General features: G+C 68.7%; 21 protein-coding genes and 4 pseudogenes. 14 read left to right on the top strand and 11 right to left on the bottom strand.

Translation table 11 applies throughout. The annotated features are described in order from the left end of the window. Positions 1 to 296 precede the first annotated feature (296 nt). The 3 genes from AB0N06_RS32955 to AB0N06_RS32965 all read left to right on the top strand — a co-directional run bounded on the left by AB0N06_RS32955 (position 297) and on the right by AB0N06_RS32965 (position 2,901). Positions 297 to 920: a transposase gene (locus AB0N06_RS32955; RefSeq protein WP_366138381.1), complete on the top strand. Its 624-nt coding sequence runs from the start codon at positions 297 to 299 to the stop codon at positions 918 to 920. Positions 921 to 987: 67 nt separating this feature from the next. Further along, complete coding sequence (locus AB0N06_RS32960; protein ID WP_366138363.1) at positions 988 to 1,254, top strand: Lrp/AsnC ligand binding domain-containing protein; 267 nt, start codon at positions 988 to 990, stop codon at positions 1,252 to 1,254. A 534-nt stretch (positions 1,255 to 1,788) separates the two neighbouring features. Continuing rightward, complete coding sequence (locus AB0N06_RS32965) at positions 1,789 to 2,901, top strand: ABC transporter substrate-binding protein (protein WP_366138364.1); 1,113 nt, start codon at positions 1,789 to 1,791, stop codon at positions 2,899 to 2,901. 256 nt (positions 2,902 to 3,157) lie between these two features. Here AB0N06_RS32965 and AB0N06_RS32970 read toward each other — a convergent pair. Continuing rightward, positions 3,158 to 3,419, bottom strand: a pseudogene (locus AB0N06_RS32970) (DUF4158 domain-containing protein); the annotation flags it as partial. Position 3,420: 1 nt separating this feature from the next. Between AB0N06_RS32970 and AB0N06_RS32975 the strand changes: the two are divergent. From AB0N06_RS32975 to AB0N06_RS33000, 6 genes and pseudogenes are all read left to right on the top strand, one after another. Beyond that, positions 3,421 to 3,543: pseudogene (locus tag AB0N06_RS32975) on the top strand (transposase); the annotation flags it as partial. Between the two features lie 148 nt (positions 3,544 to 3,691). Continuing rightward, positions 3,692 to 4,381 (top strand): TetR/AcrR family transcriptional regulator, encoded by a 690-nt coding sequence (locus AB0N06_RS32980; RefSeq protein WP_366138365.1) that lies wholly within the window; start codon positions 3,692 to 3,694, stop codon positions 4,379 to 4,381. After that, positions 4,320 to 5,114 carry a maleylpyruvate isomerase family mycothiol-dependent enzyme gene (locus tag AB0N06_RS32985; RefSeq protein ID WP_366138366.1) on the top strand — a complete coding sequence of 265 codons (795 nt, stop codon included), beginning with the start codon at positions 4,320 to 4,322 and terminating at the stop codon, positions 5,112 to 5,114. The genes AB0N06_RS32980 and AB0N06_RS32985 overlap by 62 nt, the downstream gene beginning before the upstream one ends. Positions 5,115 to 5,483: 369 nt before the next feature. Then, positions 5,484 to 5,972 (top strand): hypothetical protein, encoded by a 489-nt coding sequence (locus AB0N06_RS32990; protein WP_366138367.1) that lies wholly within the window; start codon positions 5,484 to 5,486, stop codon positions 5,970 to 5,972. 270 nt (positions 5,973 to 6,242) lie between these two features. Then, a complete protein-coding gene (locus tag AB0N06_RS32995; RefSeq protein WP_366138368.1) occupies positions 6,243 to 6,548 on the top strand; it encodes a hypothetical protein in 306 nt (101 codons plus the stop codon). A gap of 136 nt (positions 6,549 to 6,684) precedes the next feature. After that, a complete protein-coding gene (locus AB0N06_RS33000) occupies positions 6,685 to 7,230 on the top strand; it encodes a YciI family protein (RefSeq protein ID WP_366138382.1) in 546 nt (181 codons plus the stop codon). 416 nt (positions 7,231 to 7,646) lie between these two features. Here the strand turns inward: AB0N06_RS33000 and AB0N06_RS33005 are convergent, their stop codons facing one another. Continuing rightward, on the bottom strand, positions 7,647 to 8,252 hold the full coding sequence (locus AB0N06_RS33005) for a TetR/AcrR family transcriptional regulator (RefSeq protein ID WP_366138369.1): 606 nt from the start codon (positions 8,250 to 8,252) through the stop codon (positions 7,647 to 7,649). A 46-nt stretch (positions 8,253 to 8,298) separates the two neighbouring features. Between AB0N06_RS33005 and AB0N06_RS33010 the strand changes: the two genes are divergently transcribed. After that, positions 8,299 to 8,763 carry an SRPBCC family protein gene (locus AB0N06_RS33010; RefSeq protein ID WP_366138370.1) on the top strand — a complete coding sequence of 155 codons (465 nt, stop codon included), beginning with the start codon at positions 8,299 to 8,301 and terminating at the stop codon, positions 8,761 to 8,763. Between the two features lie 346 nt (positions 8,764 to 9,109). Here AB0N06_RS33010 and AB0N06_RS33015 read toward each other — a convergent pair whose 3' ends face one another. The 5 genes from AB0N06_RS33015 to AB0N06_RS33035 all read right to left on the bottom strand — a co-directional run bounded on the left by AB0N06_RS33015 (position 9,110) and on the right by AB0N06_RS33035 (position 16,944). Next, a complete protein-coding gene (locus AB0N06_RS33015; protein ID WP_366138371.1) occupies positions 9,110 to 10,162 on the bottom strand; it encodes a hypothetical protein in 1,053 nt (350 codons plus the stop codon). A gap of 131 nt (positions 10,163 to 10,293) precedes the next feature. Beyond that, on the bottom strand, positions 10,294 to 10,767 hold the full coding sequence (locus AB0N06_RS33020) for a hypothetical protein (RefSeq protein ID WP_366138372.1): 474 nt from the start codon (positions 10,765 to 10,767) through the stop codon (positions 10,294 to 10,296). A 505-nt stretch (positions 10,768 to 11,272) separates the two neighbouring features. Continuing rightward, on the bottom strand, positions 11,273 to 11,848 hold the full coding sequence (locus AB0N06_RS33025; protein WP_366138373.1) for a GNAT family protein: 576 nt from the start codon (positions 11,846 to 11,848) through the stop codon (positions 11,273 to 11,275). Positions 11,849 to 12,190: 342 nt separating this feature from the next. Beyond that, the gene (locus AB0N06_RS33030; RefSeq protein ID WP_366138374.1) at positions 12,191 to 13,363 is read right to left on the bottom strand and encodes an ROK family transcriptional regulator; all 1,173 of its coding nucleotides are present in this window, start codon (positions 13,361 to 13,363) and stop codon (positions 12,191 to 12,193) included. A gap of 302 nt (positions 13,364 to 13,665) precedes the next feature. Continuing rightward, the gene (locus AB0N06_RS33035) at positions 13,666 to 16,944 is read right to left on the bottom strand and encodes a PQQ-dependent sugar dehydrogenase (RefSeq protein ID WP_366138375.1); all 3,279 of its coding nucleotides are present in this window, start codon (positions 16,942 to 16,944) and stop codon (positions 13,666 to 13,668) included. A gap of 842 nt (positions 16,945 to 17,786) precedes the next feature. Here AB0N06_RS33035 and AB0N06_RS33040 point away from each other — a divergent pair. Both AB0N06_RS33040 and AB0N06_RS33045 read left to right on the top strand, forming a co-directional pair. Then, positions 17,787 to 18,725 (top strand): FlgD immunoglobulin-like domain containing protein, encoded by a 939-nt coding sequence (locus AB0N06_RS33040; protein WP_366138376.1) that lies wholly within the window; start codon positions 17,787 to 17,789, stop codon positions 18,723 to 18,725. A 326-nt stretch (positions 18,726 to 19,051) separates the two neighbouring features. Next, a complete protein-coding gene (locus AB0N06_RS33045) occupies positions 19,052 to 19,504 on the top strand; it encodes a tetratricopeptide repeat protein (protein ID WP_366138377.1) in 453 nt (150 codons plus the stop codon). A 398-nt stretch (positions 19,505 to 19,902) separates the two neighbouring features. Here the strand turns inward: AB0N06_RS33045 and AB0N06_RS33050 are convergent. The 4 genes and pseudogenes from AB0N06_RS33050 to AB0N06_RS33065 form a co-directional block, all read right to left on the bottom strand. Further along, positions 19,903 to 20,474: pseudogene (locus tag AB0N06_RS33050) on the bottom strand (dihydrofolate reductase family protein). Between the two features lie 194 nt (positions 20,475 to 20,668). Further along, positions 20,669 to 21,406, bottom strand: coding sequence for an SRPBCC domain-containing protein (locus AB0N06_RS33055; RefSeq protein WP_366138378.1), 738 nt, complete (start codon positions 21,404 to 21,406; stop codon positions 20,669 to 20,671). Continuing rightward, complete coding sequence (locus AB0N06_RS33060) at positions 21,403 to 22,077, bottom strand: helix-turn-helix domain-containing protein (RefSeq protein WP_366138379.1); 675 nt, start codon at positions 22,075 to 22,077, stop codon at positions 21,403 to 21,405. The genes AB0N06_RS33055 and AB0N06_RS33060 overlap by 4 nt, the downstream gene beginning before the upstream one ends. A gap of 607 nt (positions 22,078 to 22,684) precedes the next feature. Then, positions 22,685 to 23,038 (bottom strand): hypothetical protein, encoded by a 354-nt coding sequence (locus tag AB0N06_RS33065; RefSeq protein WP_366138380.1) that lies wholly within the window; start codon positions 23,036 to 23,038, stop codon positions 22,685 to 22,687. 282 nt (positions 23,039 to 23,320) lie between these two features. Between AB0N06_RS33065 and AB0N06_RS33070 the strand changes: the two are divergent. Both AB0N06_RS33070 and AB0N06_RS33075 read left to right on the top strand, forming a co-directional pair. Next, positions 23,321 to 23,611, top strand: a pseudogene (locus AB0N06_RS33070) (transposase domain-containing protein); the annotation flags it as partial. Positions 23,612 to 23,683: 72 nt separating this feature from the next. Next, the gene (locus tag AB0N06_RS33075; protein ID WP_366138383.1) at positions 23,684 to 23,860 is read left to right on the top strand and encodes a hypothetical protein; all 177 of its coding nucleotides are present in this window, start codon (positions 23,684 to 23,686) and stop codon (positions 23,858 to 23,860) included. Positions 23,861 to 23,923 lie beyond the last annotated feature (63 nt).

The following is a 23,923-nucleotide window of genomic DNA, read 5'->3' on the forward strand; positions in this document are numbered from 1 at the left end:
ACGACCGGGGCGACCAGGGCGGGGACGAGTGGTAACACAGCCGCTTGCGTCATAAGGAAACCCCGGCCCGTCGGAATCGGGCCGGGGTTTCCGGCGTGGGGGCGCCTGTGAGCGGTTGCCTGTTCGGGGCGGTGGTACGGGTGCGCGGCGGGTACCTGGTGCCCTGTACATCGGCTTTGCCATCTTAGGCGTTTGCTTGCTGTCCCGTGTGCCGTGGTGGGCGGGCTCGGACGGCTGAAGCTCTGTGATCCGGGCTCCGGCGGGTGTCTGTTGAGTCGGCACGTGGCGCGGTGCTGGTGGTACCACGGGCACTGGTTTCCAGGCTGGCCCGCCGGGCGGTGGCGGCGGTGCGGCCGCAGGTGTGGGCGGTGGGCGACACCAGGTTCCCGAAGGACGGAACGGCCTCGCCCGGAGTAGCCAGGCAGTACTCCGGCACCCTGCTCACGCTGGACATGCTCGACGAACTCGCCGCTGTCGGACTGCGGCCCGCGGTGCTGGTCGCGGACACCGGTTACGGGGCGAACGCCGACTTCCGCCACGGCCTGGAAGACCGTGGCCTGGCCTATGCGCTGCAGGTCAAGGGCGAGATGACCGCCCGTACCGAGTCGGCCGTGCCGCACCAGCCGCCCTTCGGCGGGCTCGGACCGCGTCCGCTGCCGCGCTACCGCGCCCGGCCGGTCAGTTTGCGCGAACACGTCCTGGCCGCAGGACGCAACAGTGCGGTCGCGGTCACCTGGCGCAAGGGCTCGAAAGCCGCTTTGTCCGCCCGCTTCGTGTTCCTGCGTGTCCGCCTCGCCGGCCGTCGCCCGAAACCCGCCCCGGACCTGCCCAAGCACGCGGACTACCCCCGCACCCGCGCCAAGCTGAAACGCACGGTCAAGCTCGACATCCTCACGGAGGACGACGTCGGCAGGCGCTGACGGTGGGCGCCTGCGCACACGTCCTGAAGTCGGCTCCGGCTATCGCGCGGTCGTCGATCCGGCGGCCGTGGGACGCGGCCTGGAGGTCCTCGTTGACGTCGAGGTGTATGCCACCGACCGCAAGACCGTCGAGGCGTTCGAAGAGACCGTCGCCTCCTACGAGGAGGTCATTGAGTTCCGCCGCCTCTTCGGCCGCCCGGACTACTTCCTCCGCGTCGCGGTCGCCGACCACGCCGCCTACGAGACCTTCCTCACCGGCAAACTCACCGGTCTTCCCGGCGTCCTGCGGACCGAATCCCACCTGACCATGAAGAAGATCAAGGCCGCCCCCTGACCACTCCCCCACACAGCCGCCGGAGCGAGGAACCCTCGGCCAGGACGATGTGCGCGTGGTGCAGGAACCGGTCAACGGCGGCCCGGGCCGGAGTGCAGGGCGGAGTCAGGCGGACTTCGCCGCCCCGGTACAGAAACCGGCGGACATGGCGCACCGGTGCCCCGAGTGCCCGCCCCATCAAGCTGAACGATTCCCCCTTCGCGCCAGTGTCTTGAGATTTCATCCTGCTGAGCTGGCGAAAACCCATAGTCTCGCGCCTGTGCCTCTACGACCACATGATCATCCGCGGGTGGTGCGTTGATCACTTGAGGGTGCCAAGGTTTCTTGAAGCCTGGCAGCTCAGCGAACAAATAACTGGCAGCTCAGCGAACAAATAATCGGTTGCCTGTTGGCGATGGAGGTGGATGCAATGTCCGGCATGGTCACGTGGGTGCGCCGGTCACGGTGAGATGAGATGAACGCGTACTTACCGGGCGTTGCCACTCTGTGACCGGGCCAACGGCAACCGAATCGTCACACGGGAGAGGCCACCGTATGAATACGCCACCGTCGTCACCTGGAGCGGAGCGGACCGATGGATCGTGCGTCCGGATCGGCGCTCTCGTTCCGCTGACTCGGCCCGGCTGGGTAGAGGCGGGCCGACACCTGCTCGCCGGCCTCGAGCTGGCCGTTCGCGAGGTCAATGACGCCGGCGGGATCATCGGAAGGCCACTCGAGCTGGTGGTCCGGGACACCGCGGCTGATCCACAGAAGGCCGCCGCGGCCGTGGACGAATTGGCTCACCTGGGCGTGGCTGCCGTGGCTGGGGAGTATCACAGCGTCGTCGCCCGTGCCGCGGCCGCCAGAGCCGACGCCCTCGGCCTGCCGTTCCTCTGCTCGTCGGCGGTTCTCGACGGGCTCACCGAGCAGCCGACGGAATGGGTCGCGCGCCTCGCCCCGGCGCAGTCCCACGGCTGGCAGATCTACGCGGACTTCCTCCTCGGCGCGGGCCACAGCCGAATCGCCGTGGCAGCCGACTCGAGTGTCTACTGGGCATCCGGGGCCCGTATTCTGCGGGACTACCTCGCTCCACGCGGCGGTACCGTCATCGAACTCGACATGCGCACGCTGTCCCCTGCGGCCGTGTGCGACGAGCTCGTCGACAATCGCGCGACGGCCCTCCTTCTTCTGGTCGGCCACCCGGAGCCGGCGGTGTCGATCGTCAAGTCTGTCCGCCGCGACCAGCGCCTCGCCGAGATCATGATGGGTGCTCCGGCTGGGCAGCCAGAGTTCGCCGAATGGGCGGCGTTGTTGGGCGGCGACGGCGCCGCGATCCCGTTCTTGCGCTACCTGCCCGAGAGCCCCAGCCCGCTCGGTGCGCGGGTCGAGGCGGCCCTTCGGGAGCGGTTGGCCGAAGCGCCCTCCTTCGTCGCCTTCGAGGGCTACGACACGGTCGCTGTCCTCGCCGATGTGCTGCGTTGTCACGGCGCGGACCGGGCGCGCATCGCCGAATCCTGGCCGCGTGTTGTCGTCGAAGGTACTCGCGGGAAGATCCGGTTCTCCCGCACGCCGGGCATCAGCGTGTGGCAATGGGCTTGGACGCCGGTCCAAGTCGTTGATCGAGATCCGGCGGAACCCGATCGCTTTCGGATCCTTCACGCCGGCTGAGAGTGCACGGGGGTCCCGACGCCCTGTTCGTGGTCCTCTCGCCTCGGTCCCGGGCAGCGCCGCCCAAATGAACGGCCCAACGCCTCGGGGGCGCCGGACTCGTCAGGCCTCCTCGGGGTCCTCCACGGCGTCGGGGTTGCGGAAGGGGCGCAGGACCTGGCCGGGTCCGCTGCCCTTGATGTTGAACAGGTAGCGGCCCAAGAGGTTGATGTGGCGGTCCTTGAGTGGGGAGAGCCGGGCGACGTCTTCGTCCTTGGTAGCCGTAGGCGTCGCGGATCTCCCACGCGTGCTCGTACGCGGTCATCTGCCGCTCGGTGTACCGCTTCACGCACGAGGCGTCCTCCACGCCCGGGTGCTCAGCCAGGTACTCGGCCACCGGCCACGGCACGTCCAGCGGGTCCTCCGGAACAGCCCGAGGTAGCGGACCGTGCACATCTGGAGCGCGAAGCCGAGACGGTTGTGGCCCCGTGCCGCTTCCCGATCAGCTTCCGGTCGATGTCGTCGAGGTAGAAGAAGCGCGAGGCGTCCTTCGCCGCCCTGTGCGGCACCAGCCCGGTCGAGGCTTCCTCCGGCAAGACCCAGCGCCGCAGAGTCAACCGTGGCGGCGACCGCCAGGCCTACGCCGCCCTCCTCCGAATCGTCCTCACAGCGAACCTGATCCTTAAAGCTCAAGTTGAGCGCCTGCCGGGATGGACACACGGTTTCGCTGAAGGAGGGCAGGCGAAGTCTCCAACCTTCGGTATCCGTAGGGGTGTTGACTTCCCTACTGGTGTGAGGCTTTCTTAATGGTATGAGGGAGGATCGCAGGCTCCGCCGTCGCAATGAGACCGTGCAGGAGATCCTCGACGTTGCGGTCGAGGTCATGGCCGAGGATGGCGTGGCCGCGCTCAGCCTCGCGGAGGTCGCGCGGCGGGTGGGCATGCGTCCGCCGTCCCTGTACCAGTACTTCCCGTCGAAGATGGCCGTCTACGACGCGCTGTTCGAACGCGGGATGCGGCAGGCCGTCGAGGTGCTGGATCCGTACCTCGTCAGGCTCTCCGAGGATCCGCGGAGCGCCATCACCGCGGGCCAGGAGGCCACCATCACCTGGGTGATGGCCAACCCGGTGCTCGCGCAGCTCCTCTACTGGCGGCCAGTGCCAGGCTTTGAACCCTCGCCCCGTGCGTTCGAGCCCGCCCTGCGACAGTTGGAGACCCTGCGCGCGGCACTGCAAGCGGCCGTGGACGCCGGACAGTTGGCCCCTGCGGCCGCAAGCGAGGAAGGTGTGGCCCTCTACACCGTGCTGACGTCCGGTGTGATCAGTCAGCAGCTCTCCAACGAACCGTCTCCATCGGCCGGGGAGGGCCGTTTCACCCGGCTCGCACAGACGGCACTGGACATGTTCTTCCGCTTCTATGCCCCAGAGGAGGGCGAGCCCGATGACCACATCCTTCGTGGCAGCCGCACACCTGCCGCAGACCGGCCGCGAGCAGTCGGCTGAGATCGCCGAGGCCGAGGGCCGGGCAACCTTCGCCCTGCTCAGGGGCCTGGGCAAGGGCGACTGGTCGCTCCCCACCGACTGCGGCGAGTGGGACGTGCGCACCCTCGTCTCCCACCTCGTAGGCCAGTGCGAGGACAACATCCGTCTCCGTACGATGCTGCGCCGCCAGCTCGTGGGGCCGCGCCGCTACCCCGACAAGATCACGCTCGACGCCCACATGGCCGTGCAGATCGACGACCATGCCCTTGAGGCCGGCCCGGCGCTGGTGGAGCAGTTCGCGCTGCTGTGGCCCCGTGCCGTGCGCGCCCGCAGGCGGAGGCCCGGTCCGATGCGGCGCGTCACGGTGGACAGCGGGATCCCCGGGGAACCCCGGATGTCCATCGCCTACCTGCTCGATGTGATCTACGTACGCGACCAGTGGATGCACCGCATCGACCTGGCGCGGGCCACGGAACAGCCGGTCGCACTCGGGGAGCACGACCGGCACATCGTCGAGCAGGTGGTCCGCGACCTGGCGCTGGCCTGGTCCGACGCACCGGTCCTCCTGAAGCTCAGCGGCCCCGCGGGCGGCACCTGGCTGCTGGGCTCGGGCGAACCGGCGGGGGTTGTCAGTGCCGACGTCGTGGCGTACATGCGTGCACTGTCCGGCCGCGACGGCGAGGTCGCGCTGGAGCTCGCCTCCGGTGCCCAGGAGGCCCTCGCGGCCGTCCGCCGGGCCAGGGTCGTGTTCTGACGGACAGCCGCCTGGTCCGGGCCGGGCGGGCCCGGCTCATGGCCCATATCACCGAGAGGCCATGAGCAGGGTCCGGCCCGAAGTCCTTTCAGTCGCGGGCCGCCGCGTTGTGCCCGGCCCGACAGGGGGCACCTCACTGCCCGACGTCACCGGCAGCCTGGCCCTGCGTTCCGGCGGCCGACTGCTGGGCCACATCCGAGGGCGATGTGGTGCGGCTGCCGTCCAACCGGCGGACCAGCCACACGCTCACTTCGCATCAGACCACCGGGGTGGCCATCGATCCGGCCGGCGGCCACCTTCCGGCTGGCGACGAGGCGGGCGGGGTCACGTTGTTGGACGGAACCGCGATCAGACCGAGCCCGCCGAACGATGGGAAACGAACCGGCAGCACGGGTGTCCGCGCTCGTCTTCTCGCACGACCCGACGACCCTGGCCGTTGGCGCCGAGGACGGAACCGTCCGGCTGTGGGATGTGACCTCCCGCAAGCCCCTCGGAGGAACGCTGCACGTTCCTGCTGGGAACATCGAGGCACTCACCTTCTCCGCGGACGACCGGACTCTGTACGCCCTGGGTAAACACGTGCCCTTGGTGGCCTACGACCTGGCACCTGCCCGGATGGTCACCGACCTGTGCGCGGGTGGGTGCCGGACTGACCCGAGCGGAGTGGGCGATCTACGTCAACGGCGCCGGGTACCGGCGGAGTTGATGAGCAGTTCGGGGACTGGAAACGGGGTGGCAGCCACCGCGCAGTCCCCGTCCGGTCGAGGTGGCTCCGCCGAACGACCACGCCGACATCACCGCATTCCTCGGCAACCGCGTGGTGCTGGAGGCGCTCTCGGGCATCGCGCGCCGCCGTAAGGACGGCCGACGCGGTCCGGACCTGCCCGGCCCTTCTCGCCGGCTGTGGACCCCTGTGCCGGAACGTCGCGCGGCGACCGCCCGCCCATCCACGGTCGTGCGCACCAGCGGGCTCGGACCACGAGCCTATGACCACGGTCGTACCCGCAACCCGAGCGTCGGACCGTGGCTGGACGCGCCCGGCCCGCACTACGGGACGGTGGAACCACACCACCCGACCCCTTTCTGTACTCGCACGGCTCGCGCGGCGACCGTACGTTCGATACTGCCTTGGTTGAGGAACTGGCCAGCCACAGGTACATCGTCGTCACCATCGACCACACCTTCGACGCCGGGGAGGTCGAGTTCCCCGACGGACGCGTCGAGGTCCGCAACGTCGCCGCCGTGTATTCGATGACCGACGCGGACGTCGTCGCCGTCCGCGCCAACGACGCCCACTTCGTCCTGGACCGGCTCACCGCCCTTGCCGCCGGTACCAACTCCGACGCCGAACAACGGCCCGTGCCACGCGGCCTCGGCGCCGCCCTCGACCTGACCTCAGGCGGCATGTTCGGCCCCCGGACCCCGCATCGCTGACAGGCAGCAACCGCCCGGCCCCAAGACCGCCATGCGCTACTCAGACTCCGCACAGGACCTGCTGGATCAGGCTGCCGAGCAGCCATCGCAGTGAAACCCGCTCGACTTGGTTACCTCCGTGACGAGATCCTTGGGCATGGAGTTCCTTTGTCACCACCGCGACCGGTCCGGCTCCCTGCAGCTGCGCGACGAGCTGCTGGCAGAGCATTGGGCCTATATGGACCAGTACGCGAAGGAGATGATCGCCCGGGGCCCGACCCTCGCCGACGACGACACACCCACCGGAAGCGTGCACATCGTCGACCTGCCCGATCCCACCGCTGCCCGCGCGTTCGCCTTCGACGAGCCGAACTACCAGGCCGGCGTCTACCGGGACGTGCTGCTGCGACGGTGGCGCAACACGCTGGGGCGCACCATGTGGGACTTCCCCGGCGGCCGGACCGGTGGCAACCGGTACCTGGTGCTCGGCCTCGGCGCGGGGCAGGCCGCCGACCTCGCGTTGCCGCCCGATCGGGAGGAGCTGATCGCCTACGGGCCGCTGCTGTCCGACAATGGCGCCACATGGCTGGGCACGGCGGCGTTGCTCCGGGCGCCGGACCCGGACACGGCACGTGCCATCTTGACCCCGGACCGGTACGCCGACATTGAGGTGCACAACTGGCAGTTCGGCGGGCGGTCGTGATGACCGAGGACGTTCAGGCCGACGTCACCACCGAAGCCCTTCGGATCGCTCAGCATCCTCGTGTTCCACCCGAACCCACGGATGCATCCGGCCTGACGCACAGCGGTGAACTTGTGGGTTCGCGCTGAAGGACCTTCGGTTTCCCTGAACCCACGGCGATCACCGGCGTCGGGACTGGGTGAGCTCGCATGTTGCTGTGTCGTGTATTCGCTGAGACCCTGCACCATCGGTCACGATGAGTAGCTGGTTCAGGGTGGTGTTCCGCGGGCCTGGTTGGGTTGATGCGGCAATGGTGAGAGACCTCAGTTGACGGCTCATCAGAAAGCCTGTGAAGCGGCGCACGTCTACCTCGGCGACCGTAGTTCGAACGGTGGTACGTCGTCTGACCCAGCAGCTCGGCCTGATCGGCGACTCCGTCACTCCGAGCCGTAATACAGCCGGAGGAACTCTTCCATCGCCGCGTCGACGCCGGAGCGGTCCCCGGTAGCGAGCAGGTCAAGCAACAGACCGCGGACGGTGGCAAGCCCCAGCCTGGCGCGGTTCCGGGCCGCGGCAGGATCCGCCCCTGCGGCCATCTCGGCGGCCACGAGCGGCTCCAGCCAGTCCGTCACGAGCCCTTCGAGGACAAGGGCGGCCTCGGGGCGGCCCCGCAGCGCGTGCCCGCAGATTTCGAAGAAGAGCCGCTCCTGACCGGCCAGCCCAGGGTCCGTCAACTGCTGCCACAGTCGCCGCGCGAAGTTGGCCGGCGAGAGACCGGGCTCCAGTCGGATCCGGGACAGCAGATCACGCTGGCGTCGCTCCGATGTCCTGACGATCTCGACGAGCAGCTGTTCCTTGGAGCCGAAGTAATGGATCAGCATGCGGTGACTGACGCCGATCGCGGCGCCCAGGCGGCGCAGGCTCAGGTCCGTGATGCCGTGTGCTGCGACGTGGTCGACGGCCGCGTCCACCAGTTGCGCACGCCGGCCCCCGTCCGTGCCGTGCGCGCCGCTCTCTGGATGCACGTCGTCCGTATTCACCACATCGCGAGTGTACCAATTGGTACATGGTGCATGTACCGTGTGGTACATGCAGTCCGTCACCGTGTCGATCGACGTGCCGCAGACACCAGAGCAGGTCTACGACTTCCTTGATGTCATGGCTCATCACGAGCGATTCACCAACCACTACTTGACTGACTGGCGCTATAGCGGCCCCGACCGCGGCGTCGGGTCGTGCGCCACGGTCACCGCCGCACTGGGTGGCACGAAGACCGACGTCACCATCGAGGTCGTCGAGGCCGACGCACCGCGGCGCATCGTCGAACGCAATGTCAGTGCGGCCGGCCGGCGCCTGGCCCACGGTGTCTACGCCATCGAACCGCTGCGAACCGGTGGGAGCCGCCTCTCGTTCACGTACGCCGGGGCGCGCGCCCCTCTCGCCGACCGCCTGCTGGCACCCGTCGTCCGGGCCACGATGCAGCGCGCCAACCGCACGGTCATGCGTCGCCTGGCCGCCGAGTTGGTTTGCCATGTCTCCGCTGCCGGATCCTGACGGCGGTGCATCTCGACTTTTCTCATGACGGTCACCTTGGCTGCCATCACCGCACGGCGCGCGGGGCGGCGACGAAGGTGGTGCGGATCAGCCCGCTGCTGTACTCGCCGAAGACCGCGATGGCGCCGACGCTGGCGGTGACGACCATGAGGAGCTGCCAGGCGGGGTCGACGAGGTGGACGTCAGCGGATCGAACAGCATCCGGGGCAAGTCGGGGAGTCCGGGCTGCGGGACGGGCGGCAGTTCGCGCTGATGGGCCAGCTGTCGGCATGGGACGGGGCGGAGTTCACGTTGATCCCGATGACGGCCAGCGCGCCGCCAGGTCGCTCGCGTGGTCGGGCCGGTTTTACGAGGCCGCGCCCACGGCCTTCTTCGCCGCAGTCTTGCTCTGGTAGGGGCAGGTGAGCTGGTGCAGGATCTCCTGCGCCAGCAGATCCTCGGGCCCCTTCAGCGCGTCCGCCAGTTTCTGGTCAACGGGGAACACCATCTCCGCCGCGACGTTGTCCTGTACGATCCGGGCCAAGTTGTCGAGGGCGACGAAGACCGGCTCGGAGGGCAGTTGGGCCGTCGGCAGGTCGATCAGGTGCGAGTCCGCCTGCGCGGGGTCCATGAACTGCTTGACGATCATCGAGTTCTGGTTCGGGGCGGACGTCGTCCAGATCGACAGAACGACGATGTACAGGCCGGGCCAGTCCTCCTTGCCGACCTTGTCCCGCCACCGCTTCATGAGATTTTCCACGCCGTCGATCTGCGCCTGGGTCGCATACCTCACGTTGGTACCGATAGCGTCGTTCAAGCCGCCCGTGAAGCTCTCGAACGACTTCATGTCAAAGGAACCGCGCCGCACGGACTCGTTGATGAACCTGAGTGCGGCGTCGAGGATCTGAGTGCTCGACGCTTTCAGCTCCTGCGGCATGTGTGCGTTGCGAAGCTGTTGTCGGGCGGTGGTCAAGGTGGTGCCGAAAGCCTGAAGTGGGCTGACCCAGTCGTTCGTTCCGGGCCCCTTGAACGCCACCATGTCCACGTCGTGCTGGTCGAGATAGGCGGAGCTCGGGAGGTTCGGGATCTTGCGGCTCAGGTACGGCGCGATGATTGAGTAGATGCCCAGCGGAGCGTGGGCGATCGACTTGGCCAGCCCGAAGATTTCGGAGACGGGGTGTAATGACTCCTGCTCTCCGTTGTGGATGAGTGTGTACAGGCCACCCCGGTCGTCATTCTGAACGACGATGACCGGGCCGAGTTGCTTGATCAACTCGGACCGGAGTGCGTCGTAATTCTTCTGCGTGTCGGTATCGACCGCGAAGATTGCGTTGCGGGCCCGGAGTTCCAGGGCCGCCGAGTCCGGCCCCGGATTGCCCTCGTCCGCAGATGCGGCCTGAGTGTCGCTGAGAAACGCCATGGCACCGAATGCGGTAGCTGAGCCGAGGAATGTTCTACGCGTGCTCACTTTCTGTCTTCTCCACGTTCGAGCTTCGATCATTCACGTGCGCGCGTCAGCGTGTCCGGGCCCTTGTCGTATACGGAAGTCGCTCAGTCGCCGGTGTTGGTGGCCCAAACGGGCCGGTTGGCGTTGTTGTAGACGACGACGTTGCCGTCGTCCTGGACGGCGAGGTAGCGACCCTTGTGCCAGGTTCCGGCGGCCCAGATGGCCTGGCCGGCCCTGTTGTAGATGACGAAGTTGCCGTCCGCCTGCATGACGAGGTGGTCGGCGTTGGGGTAGACGTTCGGGGCCTGCCAGGCGGGACGGTTGTCCTTGTAGACGACGACGTTGCCGTCGCTCTGAACACGCAGGAGGGTACGGCCGCTGCCGGAGGTCCATGCCTGGTTCTTGCCGAGGGTGGCGGGCGCGTAGAAATGGGAGTCGCTCCGCAGGGCCTTTCGGGGCTGCGAGCTCTGGACGGTACGGCTGCTCCCCACGGCGTCAGCGGCAGGAACGGAGGCCAGGACGGGCAGGGCTGCGAGGACGAGCGCGGGCAGGCCGCGCCACACGAGGTTCTTGATCACAACCCCGGATTTACGCAGTCCGCATACGTCTGCGACAGCCCTGGAGCCACGAACTCACCCGTACGGTCCAGCGACTTCACCGCCGAAACGACACTGCATACGCCGACCGCGTCACCGATGCCCACGAACACGCCTGGGACCACCCCGAGCTCGGCGGACCGTACGCCCTGCGCAGGGCCGACTCCACCCCCGTCGAGCACACCGAATCCATGGCGCCGCCCCTGGCATGCAGGAGCGCCGTGCCCAGGGTCTTCGGCTCGCCCGCTGGGCGTGGCGGGCCGGAGTAACCACGACCCGCAGGCAGTGCGGTGGCGTTCGGGAGCGCCAAGGGAATCGGCCCGGGACTGCTGACCTGCGTCGGTTCCACACAACCGACCTGTGCTGCGCCGCTTTCGGGCGAGGCGGTGGTGGGCCTCGGCGCTGCTGAGCTGGGCGCCGATCACGCGGCGGTATCCCTCAGTGCTGATCGCGGAGTGCTCCGGCACGGACAGGACTGTCGCCGTGATCAGCTGCATGTGGAGACGCAGATTCCCTCGGGCGCCTGCCACTCATGGTTCAGGACTGAGTAAGTGATCGAGTCTCGCCAGGCCCCGTCGACGAAGACATGTTCCCGAATCCGGCCGTCCTCGGTCATCCCCGCCTTCAGCAGGGTCTTTCCGGAGGCGGCGTTGAGTGGGGACCGAGTGGCCCATATGCGGTGCAGGCCCAGGTGGTGGAAGCCGAGGGCGCACAGCAGGTGTACCACCTCGGTGCCCAGCCCCCTGCCCCAGGTGTCGGGGCGGAGCATGAAGCCGATAGTGGCGGCCTTCTCAGCGAACGGGTCCAAGTCCAAGTCGGCGTAGCCGATCAGTTGCCGCTCCTCCGAGCAGACCACGGCGAGCATATAGATGTTGCGGGGCTCCGCGTTCGCGGAGGTGATCGAGCGGGAGATGGCATGCTCGACCTCTTCACGAGTGCGTGGTTCGAGCTTCATGTGCCGCGTGACATCGGCGTCGCCCTGGATGGCGTGGAGAGCGTCCACGTCGCGGCTGTGGAGTTCACGGAGTTGAAGCCGGGGGCCTGTGATGTTGACCGGATGCATGTACGGACCCTAACCGCAGGCGCTGGTGAGTCTCTCGGACTTAGAGGAGCTCACAAAATGGGCGCCCGGCTCGCGGCGTCTGGCACGCACGCACGCTCGCTGCGTTGCCGAAATGCCCTAGTAGCTCCTTCCCCAAGCTCTCGGCTTCGTTCGAGCAGGGGAGGCCCCATCCGAAGACCTTCCAGCGCCTTGCGATCGCACGCACCAGACGCCGCGAGCTGATCGGACTCCCATTTTGTGAGCTCCTCTTACGACGGACCGGCCGCGGACGCCTGCGCCGCCACCAGGAGGCTGACCTGGTAGTGCTGAAGAGCATCGAATCGCCGGACGGGCTGAGCCATGTCAGGACTCCTCGCTGTACGCGAGTTCGCTCGCGAGGAACGCCGCGCCCACGACCCCCGCGCGGGGCCCGAGTTCGGACATGACGATCGGCAGATTGCCCGTGGCGAGGGGAAGCGAGCGCTTGTACACGACGCTGCGGATCTCGGCGAGCAGCGGATAGCCGAGCCCGGTCAGACCGCCGCCGATCACGATCATCGACGGGTTCATGAAGCTGACCAGGGTGGCGAGGACCTGCCCGACCCGGTGGCCGCCGGCCCGGACGAGGTTGACGCTCGTGTTGTCGCCGCCGGACGCGCACTCCGCGACATCCCGGGCGGTCAACACCCGCCGCTCGGCGAGCCGTTCGGCGAGTGCCGGTGACTGGCCGGACTTCGCAGCCTCCGTGGCGTCCCTGGCCAGGGCCACCCCGCCGAAGTACGCCTCCAGACAGCCGGTGTTCCCGCAGGAGCAGACGGGCCCGTCTGCCTCGGCCTCCACCTGAACGTGCCCAATGTCCCCGGCGCACCCCTCCGCGCCCCGGTAGATACGGCCGTGGTGCTGCATGCCGGAGCCGATACCGCTGCCGATTTTCACGAAGAGCAGATGGTCGACGGTCCTCGCGACCCCGCTGTGCCGCTCCCCGAGGGACATGACGTTGACGTCGTTGTCTACGACGACGGGGCAGCCGTGCGCGCGGGCGAGGGTGTCGCGTACGGGAAAGCGGTTCCAGCCCACCATGATCGGCGGTGAGACGGGTACGCCCTCCCGGAAGCTGACCGGCCCCGGCAGACCGATGCCGATCGCGTCGAGCCGCGTGTAGTGCCCCTGGTCAGCCATCGCGCGCAGGAGTTCGCTGATGCGGCCGAGTACGGCGACTGGCCCGGAGCGGATGTCGGCGGGTTCGGAGCAGGAGGCCACCGGTGCGAGCGCGCCGTCGGTGATCTCGATGTCGACGGAGCTGGCGCCCAGATCGACAGCGGCGAACCGCAGGCCGGGGTCGAGCTGGATGAGGGTGGAGCGCCGCCCGCCGCGCGACGCCGCGGGGCCCGCCTCACTGACCCGCCCGGCGGCGACCATGCGGTCGAGTTCGCCGAGCAGCCGCGGGCGCGGAATCTCCAGCCGGTCCGCGAGTTGAGCGCGGGACAGCGGGCCGTTTTCACGCAGCAGACTCAACACGCGGTACTGGATGTTCACGGACTCACTTCCTCTGGGCGCCTTCGGACAGCTTTCGGGAGGTGTCGCGGCGACGGAACCCGGGCGGTACGGGGGCCGGGCATCGTACCGCCCGGTAGGATCCCTGCCCGCGGGGTGGCAGGATCACAGGGGCGCGTGCGGTTTCCGGCAACATTTTCACAGAACGTCGAAAGTTGCCGCCCTGTTGACGGAACTCGACCCGGCAGGGACGCCACGGCCCGGAAAGAGGCCCCGCGACGGCGTCGACCCCGGGTACCGAACTGCCCCGCTGGTGAGAGCGGGGCAGTTCTGTCAGTCCGGCGTCAGCCGGTGGCGCCTCCCTTCAGCGCCCGCGCGTCCCGTGCCAGGGCCGCGCCCGCCGCGCTGTCCGGCACCAGGGAGGTGTCGGCCGTGTAGCCGGCGAACGACTCCAGCACGGCCGCGGCCCGGCTGGTGCGGCCCGCGTCGGCGTGCGCCTCGGCCTGGCCGAGCCGTACGGTCAGCCGCTGCTGTCCCTGTGCCGTGATCAGGCCGTCGGCCCGCAGTTGGGTGATCAGCGCGCGGAGGTCCGCGTAGGAGGTACGGGTGGTGAAGGCGACCGTCTTGCTGGTGGTGTTGCCGGCCTTGTCCCGGGCCCTGACCGTGAGGTCATGGCTTCCCAGCGGCAGCCGCCACAGCTCCAACGCCTGGCCGGAGGTGACGGCCGTGCCGTCCAGCGTGGCCGTCGCGGTGGCCCCGCCGGAGACCGCGTCCGCCGCTGAGAAGACCGGAGTCGGACGCTTGGAGTCCCCGTAGACACCGTCAGCGTCGAGACCGGTGGCCGTCACCGTGGGACCGGTGCGGTCGATCCTTACGGTGAGCGAACCCACCTCGGAGACGTTGCCGCCGTTGTCGGTCGCCCGGTAACGGACTGTGGTGGCACCCTCCTTGGACAGCGTGATGGCCGCGTTGGCCGACTGCCAGGTCGTCCCGTCGTCGACCGAGTACTGACGACTGGCGACCGTCCCGTTGTCGGTCGCCGAGACCGTGAGCGACACATTGCTGGTGTACCAGCCGTCGTCACCATTGGGCCGGGGCGGGTTGAGCGTGGCGGTGACCTTGGGCGCGGTCTTGTCCGCGACGCCCGCGCCCTGGAAGGTCAGTGAGTCCAGCTCGACACCGCCGGAGCTCGTGACGAAGACCTCACCCGTCCCCGAAGGGGCGTTCGCCAGAGCGGTGGTGACGGTCTGCCAGCCCACTCCGGCCGGAACCGGTACCGTGGCGAACGGCTCGGCGTCGGCCGAGCCCCAGTGCAGCGCCAGCGTGCCGGCGCCACTGGCGCGGGTCTTGACCCCGTTGATCCCGGCGAACGACACCGGGTCGTACGCGATCCAGTCACCCGCGTCGAAGGAGGTCACCTTGCGCTGTCCGGACGCCGTGGTGTCGTCCGTGATCGTGACGCCCTCCGCGGAGTCGTAGTGCTCGCCCTGCATCAGCGCCGGATTGAGCACCACTTGGGCATCACCGGTCGCCGGCGGCACGCCGCCCGCGCCCTTGTCGGTGTAGGTGATCCCGAGGACGCCGAAGACGTTCTCGGTGTCACCGTGCCCCGCGGCGGCCGGGGTCGCGACGCCGCCCGTGCAACCGGTGCCGCTGTTGACCGGGTGCCCATGCTGGTTGTGCCCGAGACCGAAGGTCCAGGCAGCTTTGGCGCAGTCCGGCGTGATGCCGTCCTCCGGGTCCTCGACGGCTATGCCGTACGGCACGGCGTCGCCCCAGTTGAAGAACCCGCCGTCGGGCGGCGAAGTGATCCGTACGGTCGGCGCCGTGTTGCCCACGGTGATCTGACGGCTCGACAGCCCGAACTTGCCTTGCGGGTCGGAGACCTTGAGCCGGGCCTGGAACTGCCCGTTCTCCGGGTACGTACGGGTGGCCGTGGGTCCGGTGGTGTCGAATGTGCCGTCGCCGTCGAGGTCCCACTGGTAGGTGAGTTCGCCGTTCTCCGGGTCGCTGGAGCCGGTGGCGCTGAACGAGACCTCAAGCGGTGCCTGGCCGGACGACTTGTCGGTTTTGATCACCGCAGTGGGCGCCTTGTTGCCCTCTGCGTAGTCGATCCGGTAGAGACCCGCGTCGGGGTTCTGACGGAAGAAGCCGTCACCGTAGTCGAGGACGTAGAGCGCGCCGTCCGGGCCGAACTCCAGGTCCATCGGGTTGTCCCACTGCGGGATACCGTTCTGAGACCGCTCGCTGTTGGGCAGGACGTTCTCCAGCTTGCTGACGGGTCCGTCGGGCCCGTCGAGCGTGAGCGCTGCCACGTAGTCCTGGGAGAACTCCGCGAAGAACGCCTTGCCGTCCCAGTACTCCGGGAACTTGCCCGGCGAGGGGTTGGCCGCGTCGTAGTGGTAGACCGGACCGGCCATCGGGGCCTGGCCGCCCGGACCGCCGGGACCGCGGAAGGCGGTCAGCTCGGGCCACGGCTGGTCGGTGTCCCGGTCGCCGTACCAGAGAGTGGCCGGCACGGACGGAGGCAGCTCAGTCAGGCCGGTGTTCCAGCGGGAGTCGTTGACCGGCGCCGCGCAGTCGAAAGCGGGGCCGGGAGTGAGGGTGGCGAAGTCGAAGTCCCGGTAGGGCTTGCTGTTGTCACCCGTGCAGAACGGCCAGCCGCTGTTCATGGCCTTGGTTGTGGTCTGCCACTCGACGTATCCCATCGGCCCGCGGTTCGGGTCCGCGGTTCCGGCGTCGGGGCCGTAGTCGCCCCACATCACGGCGTCGGTCTCGCGGTCCACCGCCAGCCGGAAGGGGTTGCGCAGGCCCATCACGAAGATCTCGGGACGGGTCTTGGCCGTGCCCGGCTCGAAGAGGTTCCCCTGTGGGATCGTGTAACTGCCGTCCTCCTGTACGTCGATCCGCAGGATCTTGCCCCGCAGGTCGTTGGTGTTGCCCGCGCCGCGACGCTCGTCGAGGCCGGGGTTGTAGCCGGCCGCGTCGTTGATCGGCGTGTAACCGTTGACGTTCGGGCCCGACGCCGGGGTGTTTCCGCCGGTGGCGAGGTAGAGGTTGCCGTCACTGTCGAAGTCCACGTCACCCGCGACATGGCAGCACTGACCGCGGTTGGTGTCGACCCGGATGATCTCCTGGGCGGTGGAGAGGTCGAGCTTGTCGCCGGTCCACTTGAAGCGGGTCAGGGTGTCGTACCCCTCCCACTGCTTCCAGTACGCGTCCGTCTGCCCGGTGGGCAGCTGTAGCGGTGCGGAGCCGGCCGGCGTGTTCAGCGGCGGCGAGTAGTACAGGTAGACCCATTTGTTGGTGGCGAAGTCCGGGTCGAGCGTGACCGTTTGCAACCCCATCTCGGAGTTCTGGTACACGTCGACGTGGTTGACGACCTTCGTGACACCGGTGCCGGGGTCGGTGAGCCGTACGTCGCCGTTGCGGGCGGTGTGCAGGACCCGGCTGTCAGGCAGGACGGCGAGGTCGATCGGCTCGCCGGTGTCCTTCGTCAGGGTGACTTTCTCGTAGTTCGACCAGTCCAGGGCGTGTTCGTGGCCTGGGTGCGCCTGGGCGGCGGGCGCGACGGCCACACCGCCCAGCGCGGGAAGTGCCACGAGCAGGACCCCCGTGATCATGCGTCTCAGGGTGCGGTGCACGGTGATGCTTCTCCTCGATCTCTGGCGGTGCTGCACGGTGCGTGAGCGACGACCGCTGTGACGGCGATTGCGCAGTGCCTCGTGACGGGCAGTGGCCCGGCCATGGGGGAGAGACGTAGAAAGACTCGTGAGGTGGAGGACGTTCGAGTGAACGCTGATCGGTTGCGGTGTTATTGCGACGAAACACATGTCTCGATGGGCCGAGACGCTAGAGCGCCGCGTAGGGGCTGTCCAGAGGTTCGGTACGAATCTCTGGAACTTTCTAATGATTCATCAAAAGGCCTGAGGTGCCGATAGAAAGGGCGACCGAACCGCCAAGGTGCTCGTGGGAGGGCACAACGGCGCAGCTGTGCACCTGCGTTCGTGGTCGCGCAAGAGGCGGCGCCGATCTCGGCCTGCGATCTGAGGTAACGCGACCCGGTGGCTCGCGAGTTGATCCGGTGACGAAGTCGACCGGGGGCCACTCGGTCACTGCGGCGGGGAAGTCGAAGCCGGGGGAGTCGAATCCGGTGATGTCGTTCCGATGCGCGCGGTACGGGAAGGCTGGTGGCGCCAATCGTGACGGGCCCACCGGCGCCGGCAGCCTGATCCCCGTTGCTGTGGTCGCGTTCGACCGGGCCCCAGCCGTTGGTCTGCGAGACGAACGTCAGATCGCTCACCCATGCCTGACCCGTCGGCGGCTCCGGTGGGGTCGCCACCGATACCGTCACAGGGTTGGAGACGACCTGATCGCCCCCGATCGTGGCCCGCGCAGTGACGACGGACTGTCCGATGCCGACCGCCGGCTGGTCGCCGACCAGGAAACGGGTGCCGACACGCTGGTGACCGGTGATGACCCGGAGCACCCGGCGGACAGCTTCCCGCTGCCGGGCAAGGACGGCCGGATCCTCGATACGGCACCGGAGTTCGTGCTGTACGAGGCGAGCGGACGGCAGTACGTTGTGGACACCGCCCGCGACATCATCGTCCGCGAGCAGCCGGCACAGGCCGCCGTACTGGAACAGAAGACTCTGCTCAAGTCGGCCCTGAACAAGCCCGGCACGGTGAAGGTGATCAACCTGCGTTCCGGCAACCTGACCGCAACCATCGACCTCGGCTCTGCCTGCGTCCCCAACGAACTGCAGCGCAGCGGCACCCTGCTGTACTGGAGCTGCGCCTCGCAGGACGCGGCGGGCGTACGCGACCTGGCGACCGGCCGCACCTACCCCGCCCCGGCGTCCGGCGTGCTGCTGGGCGACCGCTTCCTGGCCCACCGCGACACGTCCGGCCATCTGGGCCTCACGGCCCTGCAGGCGGACGGCGGTACGGCCGACCTGGGCACCGTCACTGGCCTGAAGCAGCCCGCGAACGGCGAGGGGCGCGGCACCACTTGGACCCTCGACGCCGGCGCCGGAAAGCTCGCCTGGGTCGGCGCGGACGACACCGTCCACGTCACCGCGCCGCAGCACGCAGTTTCTGCACTGCGCGTCGCCCGCACCGCCGCACCCCAAACGTTGGCTGGTGAGTGGGCTGCCGCATGGTGGCTCTCCAAGCCCGCAGCGTCCTGGCGGGTGACCCTCACCAACCGCGCAACCGGCGAGATCCTCCGCACCTGGACGGGCGAGGACACCCTCAGCGCAGTACGGGTCACCTGGGACGGTACGTCCGAGTCGGGCGTACCGGTGGCGACCGGCGGCTATACCTGGCAGCTGACCGCCACCCCGGCGGACGGCGCGGGTCCGGACGCGACGGCCTCGGGTGTCGTGAAGGTTACCGGCTGAGCACAGCGCCGCATGGAAGCAGGCTCCTTCCCCGAGGCCGTCTCGGGGAAGGAGCCAAAGCCCTGTACACCGTCAACACAGGGAACAGATGTCGGCCCGGGGCTACCGTCCTGGTTCAGGGAGGTCTCCCCAGGCCGAATGCCGGAGACGGGTGAACGCGGCCTCGTCCACGTCGGTGATCCCTGCGACGGTGAGAGAAGAAGCTCAAGTCCGTTTCCTGAGCAGCGTGGTGAACTCGGCGCCGACATCCTCGGTGAGCCTGCCCGCGCACGGGATGCCGAGGCTTTCCGCGAGCCCTCGGCCGTGCCGAGCGCATGTATCGGGCGATGCTGGCCGACGTCGACGGCGGCAGCGACCTGGCCTTGACCGTACGCCACAACCTCGCCGCCGTGCTCATCCACCAGGGCAGCCACGCCGAGGCCCTGACGATGTACCGGGAGCTGGTCGACGCCCGGTCGCGGCTGAAGGGCGACCAGCATCCGGACACCTTGACCGCCCGGCACAACTACGCAGACGTCCTGAACCGGCTCGGCCGCGTCACCGAGGCGGAGACGCTGATCGCCGAGGTGCTCCAGGGCTACCGGCGGACATACGGCCTGCGGCACGCCGCAACCCTCGGGGTCCAGGTCGACCTGGCTGCGATGAAGGCCAACCAGGGCCGCAACGCGGAGGCGGTGCCGCTGCTGCGCGACGCGATCGAGGGCTACCGGAGTACGCACGGACCCAACCACCCACTCGTCCGTGAGCTCACCGGCGTCCTCGCGCAGCTGGGCGGGTGATCACGCCATCGGTCACCTGGCGTCGTGGACGAAGCCCAGCAAGGGCTCGAAGCGGGCCCGTCAACCAGGGTTCCTGTCGTCCTTGCTCTCGTGGTGGCTTCCGGCCAGGCGCGCCCGTCGACGGCGAGGCCGGGGTGCAGCGGTGAAGCCTGGCGACAGCCGGGTCGCTGGAGCTGTCGTCCGGTCAGCCGCAGCATCGCCTTCGCAGGCGCTGCCGGGCCGTTGGCCCGGCCTCGTGGTGGGGGCTGCGGAGGCACGCTGCCTGAGGGTATGAGCCGTGGGCCAGGATGTGTTGCCTGGCCCACCGACGATGAGGATCAGCACGTGCCTGTGATGGCAGATGGCCGGTGGCGTCTGCCATCTCAGGCGGGGGCGAAACCGGGATGCCCGAAGCGTCGTCAGCGGACGACGTCGAGGACCTGCTTCTGCAGGCCGTTGCTGTAGACCTCGTGCTCGACCAGCTTCAGCTTCTGGGTGTCCTTGTCCGTGGTGCTGAACAGGCGCTTGCCGGCTCCGAGCAGCAGCGGGAAGACGAGGAGGTGGTAGCGGTCGATCAGGCCCGCGTCCGAGAGGCTGTGGTTCAGCGAACGCTGCCGTGGACGATGATCGGGCCGCCGTCCGCCACCTTGAGGACGGCGACCTCGTCGAGGGAGCGCAGGATGGTGGTCTCACCCCAGTTGGAGACCAGCTTGTCCTCGGTGAGGGTGGTGGAGACGACGTACTTCGGCATCGTCTTGTAATGCGCGAAATCCGCCATGTCCGGCCACACAGGGCTGAACGCCTCGTAGCTGACCCGGCCCATCAGAATCGCGGTGGACTCCTGCTGTTCGCGCCCCTTGAGCTCGAACGCCTCGGGGACGAAGTCGACCTCCTTGAAGGTCCATCCGGAGTTGCGGTACCCGGGTTCGCCGCCCGGGGCCTCCATGACGCCGTCGAGCGAGATGAAGGCCGTGCTGATCACAGTGCGCATGAGGGGTTTTCCTTGATCTCTTGGAGGTGTGTTGTGTGGCTGCTCGGTGCGCGCTTGGGCCGCGTTCACGGCGCAGGCGCCCCGATGGTGAGGTGCCGGTGACCGCTGCGGAGAGCGGCTGGTCCGGTGATTCTGGGGGTGCAGCGGATCCGGGTGCCCGACGGTGCGGCTGTGCGCCCGTGTGAGCCGGAGGGTCAGGCGAGGAGGCCGGTCAGCCACTGCTGCCAGGCGGCCTCGGCGCTGTCCGTGTCCGGGCCGAAGAGGTGGTGGAACATCAGCACCACGCCGGGGAAGTGGTGGAAGGTGTAGATCCCGTCGGCGGTACGTACCTCGATGCGCTCGTCGTCCGACCAGGTCACTTCACCGTCCACCGGCGGCAGGCCGGCCGGCTCGGCGTGCGCCCGCGCGCCCACGGCGACCGGGCTGGGCAGCGACAGCCCGCGGGTGAGGGCCGCCCGGACCTGCTGCGCGGGCTGCTCGCCCGAGGGCGCCATGGCGAAGACGGGGACGCTGGTGCGTCCCGGGAAGTGGGTCAGGTACTCGCGGAGCGTGTGGAGGTGGAAGGGCCAGCCGCGGCGCAGCGCGTCGTACTCGTCCTGCCAGTCGTCGCCGAGCACGCCGCTCTGGACGATGCGGAGCACGGTGCTGCCACCGTCGCGCCCCTCGATCAGGTACTCGAAGGCCATGAAGCGGCCGTCCTCGGCGGTGGCCGTGCGGGTGGCGAAGCGTCTGCCGGGTTCGTAGGCGGTGACCACCGAGGTCTCCCGGTTGCCCCCGATGTCCATGGCGGCGGTGCCGCCCTCGCGCGGCTCCACCTCGTTGCGTCCCATGAACCAGGAGTCGATCCCCGGTCCGGTGGCGATCGCCTCCCAGACCTGCTCCGGGCTCACCGGCAGGGTCGCCTCCTGCTCGATCTCGAAGGGGTGCGTCATCGCGGGTTCTCCTGTCGTGCTTCGGATCCGTGTCCTTCTGTCCCTCCGGGGTTCTGCTGCGGGTCGGCCTTGCTCCCCGGGGCGCCAGAGGGCGCGGCGGGAATCTGGTGGAGCCCGACGATCACCCGGTGGCTGCGGCCCCCGGGGGCGGACTCGTCGTGGTAGCGGCTGACGAGGGCCGTCACGGCCTGGGCCAGCTCGTCGGCGAAGGCCGTGCGGTCGGCCGCGGAGGCGAACCGCACCTCCGCATCGATGGCGAAGGTGGCCAATCGCCGCCGGGCCCGGGAGGCGCCGGTCAGCAGGGCACCGACCTCCTGTACCAGTCGTGCTCCCAGCGACAGCAGCCAGCGGGCGGAGAGCTGGTCCGGGGACCGGGACGGGTCCGGGCTGACGGCGGCCAGGGCGCTGGGGGAGATCACGTAGGAGGCGGCAGTGGCGCGGTACACCCGCTCGGTGACATTGCCCTTGCGCCGTTCCTCGACGAGTTCGACCAAGCCGTGACGCTCGAGTTCCTTCAGGTGGTAGTTGACCTTCTGCCGGGGCAACCCCAGGCGGGCGGCCAGCATGGCGGCCGAGCCGGGCTCGGCCAGGGCGGCGAGGATCCGGGACCGTATCGGGTCCAGGGACGCCTCGGCCGCAGCGGGTTCTTCGATCACAGCGACGTCCAGCACCGCTCCAGGATGGAGCCGACAAGAATTGCTGTCAAGAAAATAAAAACTGTCGGAATGCCTTCTGCGGCGCCGAGGCCGTCGCCCCAGCCTCCTACGTGACCTCGCTGGGCCTGTCTCCTCGAGGCCGAGGACGGCCTGGAGAGCTGCCGGGCTTGATACACCGAGCCGCGCAATGACGATGGCAGCCCGGCCATGCCGGAGGGGCCGGTCGATAGCGGCCTCGGGAAGCGGGCGCCCTGCGTGATGCCGAGGGCCGCTTCGTGCTGCTGGGCGGTCAGGCGCAGTCGGAACGGCAGTCATGGGCATCCGTCTCAGCGCCGACGGACGGGGCCCGGCGAAGGCGATCCGCTGTTCACGTGGCCTCGGTGTTCCAGGGATTCCCGTCAGCGTCGGCCCCGACGGCAAGGACGTCCCTGCCGGTGAGGCCGGCGAAGTCCTCGCCCTCGGCCCGTCCACGGTCCGGGGTCACTACCGGGCCACCGACACGCGCCTTCACTCCGGACGGCTGGTTCCGCACGGGCGTGCACGCCCGGCTCACCCCGGACGGGAATCTGGTGCCGACGGGCGGTTTCTCGGATGCCGGAACCTGAGGGCGCCGGCCCGTACGTCAGCCGCCGAGGTGGTTCAGGCGGTGGAGGCCGGGGAGGTCGGTCAGGATGTCGCGGAGGCGGGGGCCGAAGTCGGTGTCGGCGACTTCGTGGTGGGCGACGGGGAAGGACAGTGGGGGCGGTTTTTCCTGCCAGCGGATCCGGCCGCGGTCCGCGCGGCGGACGAAGACCAGGGCGCCGACCTGGCTGTTCTGGAGGGTGACCTCCAGCTCGGGGAGGTCGTCCACGCCGCGGGTGGAGTCCTGGAGGGTGTAGGTCTGGAGGTAGTTGCGGCGCTGTTCGACGTACGGGACGGTCTGGCCGATCAGCTCGGCCTCGGCGCAGCGGTAGCCCTCCGCGAGGAAGGCGTCCATCAGAGACGGGGGGCTAGGAGTGCGCTGACGATCTTGGAATCGCGCCCGACTTGCACCAGATTGCCCCGATCGACATTTACTGGCGAAGCGGGGCAAGTCAGGCAGTCGAAGCAAGATCTTCAGCAAACTCCTGGCCCCAAGGTCGTGAAGTTTGTGGCTGGGTGGGGGTGTCAAGGTGGCTGCTACGAGCAACGGAGTCCCTGTTGGAACAGCGTCGACCAAGATCGCTGAAGTACAGGAACTCCGTTGGACACCCAGCCTGTCATCACCCGTACCGTCAGCGTGGCCGGGGGACGGTTTGCGCCCGGCCACCTCGGTGAACTCACCCAGCTTGTTCCGTTCGAGATGGTCGACAAGGCCCTGCGCGCGACGGGAAGAGTCCAGTCGCGGCTGCGGGATCTGCCCTCCCGAGTCGTGATCTACCTGATCCTGGCCGCTTGCCTGTTCCCGGAGGTGGGATACCCCGGCGTGTGACGCAAGCTCACCGGGGCGCTGGTCGGCTTACCGGTAGCCGCGCCGACAGCCAGCGCGCTGGCCCAGGCCCGCCGACGCGTCGGCAGCAAACCACTACGGTGGCTGTTCGACCTGCTACGCGGCCCGGCCGCTACCCCGCACGGGCCGGGAACCCGCTGGCGCGGTCTGCTGGTGGTCGCACTCGACGGCACCACCATGACGGTCCCCGACACCTCCGCCATCCTGACCAGGTTCACCAAACAGGCAGGCAACCACGGCGGCACCGGATACCCGCAAGTCCGCCTGCTTACCCTGGTCGCCTGCGGCACCCGCACCCTTGAGGTTCCCCCGCTATGCGGGTGGTACTGACTAGCTGGTCAGAGCGGGTTGATGTGGTTTCAGGTTCACTGGTTCGGCCGCTGCCTGGTTGGC

Source organism: Streptomyces sp. NPDC051020 (assembly GCF_040683105.1).
GTDB lineage: Bacteria > Actinomycetota > Actinomycetes > Streptomycetales > Streptomycetaceae > Streptomyces.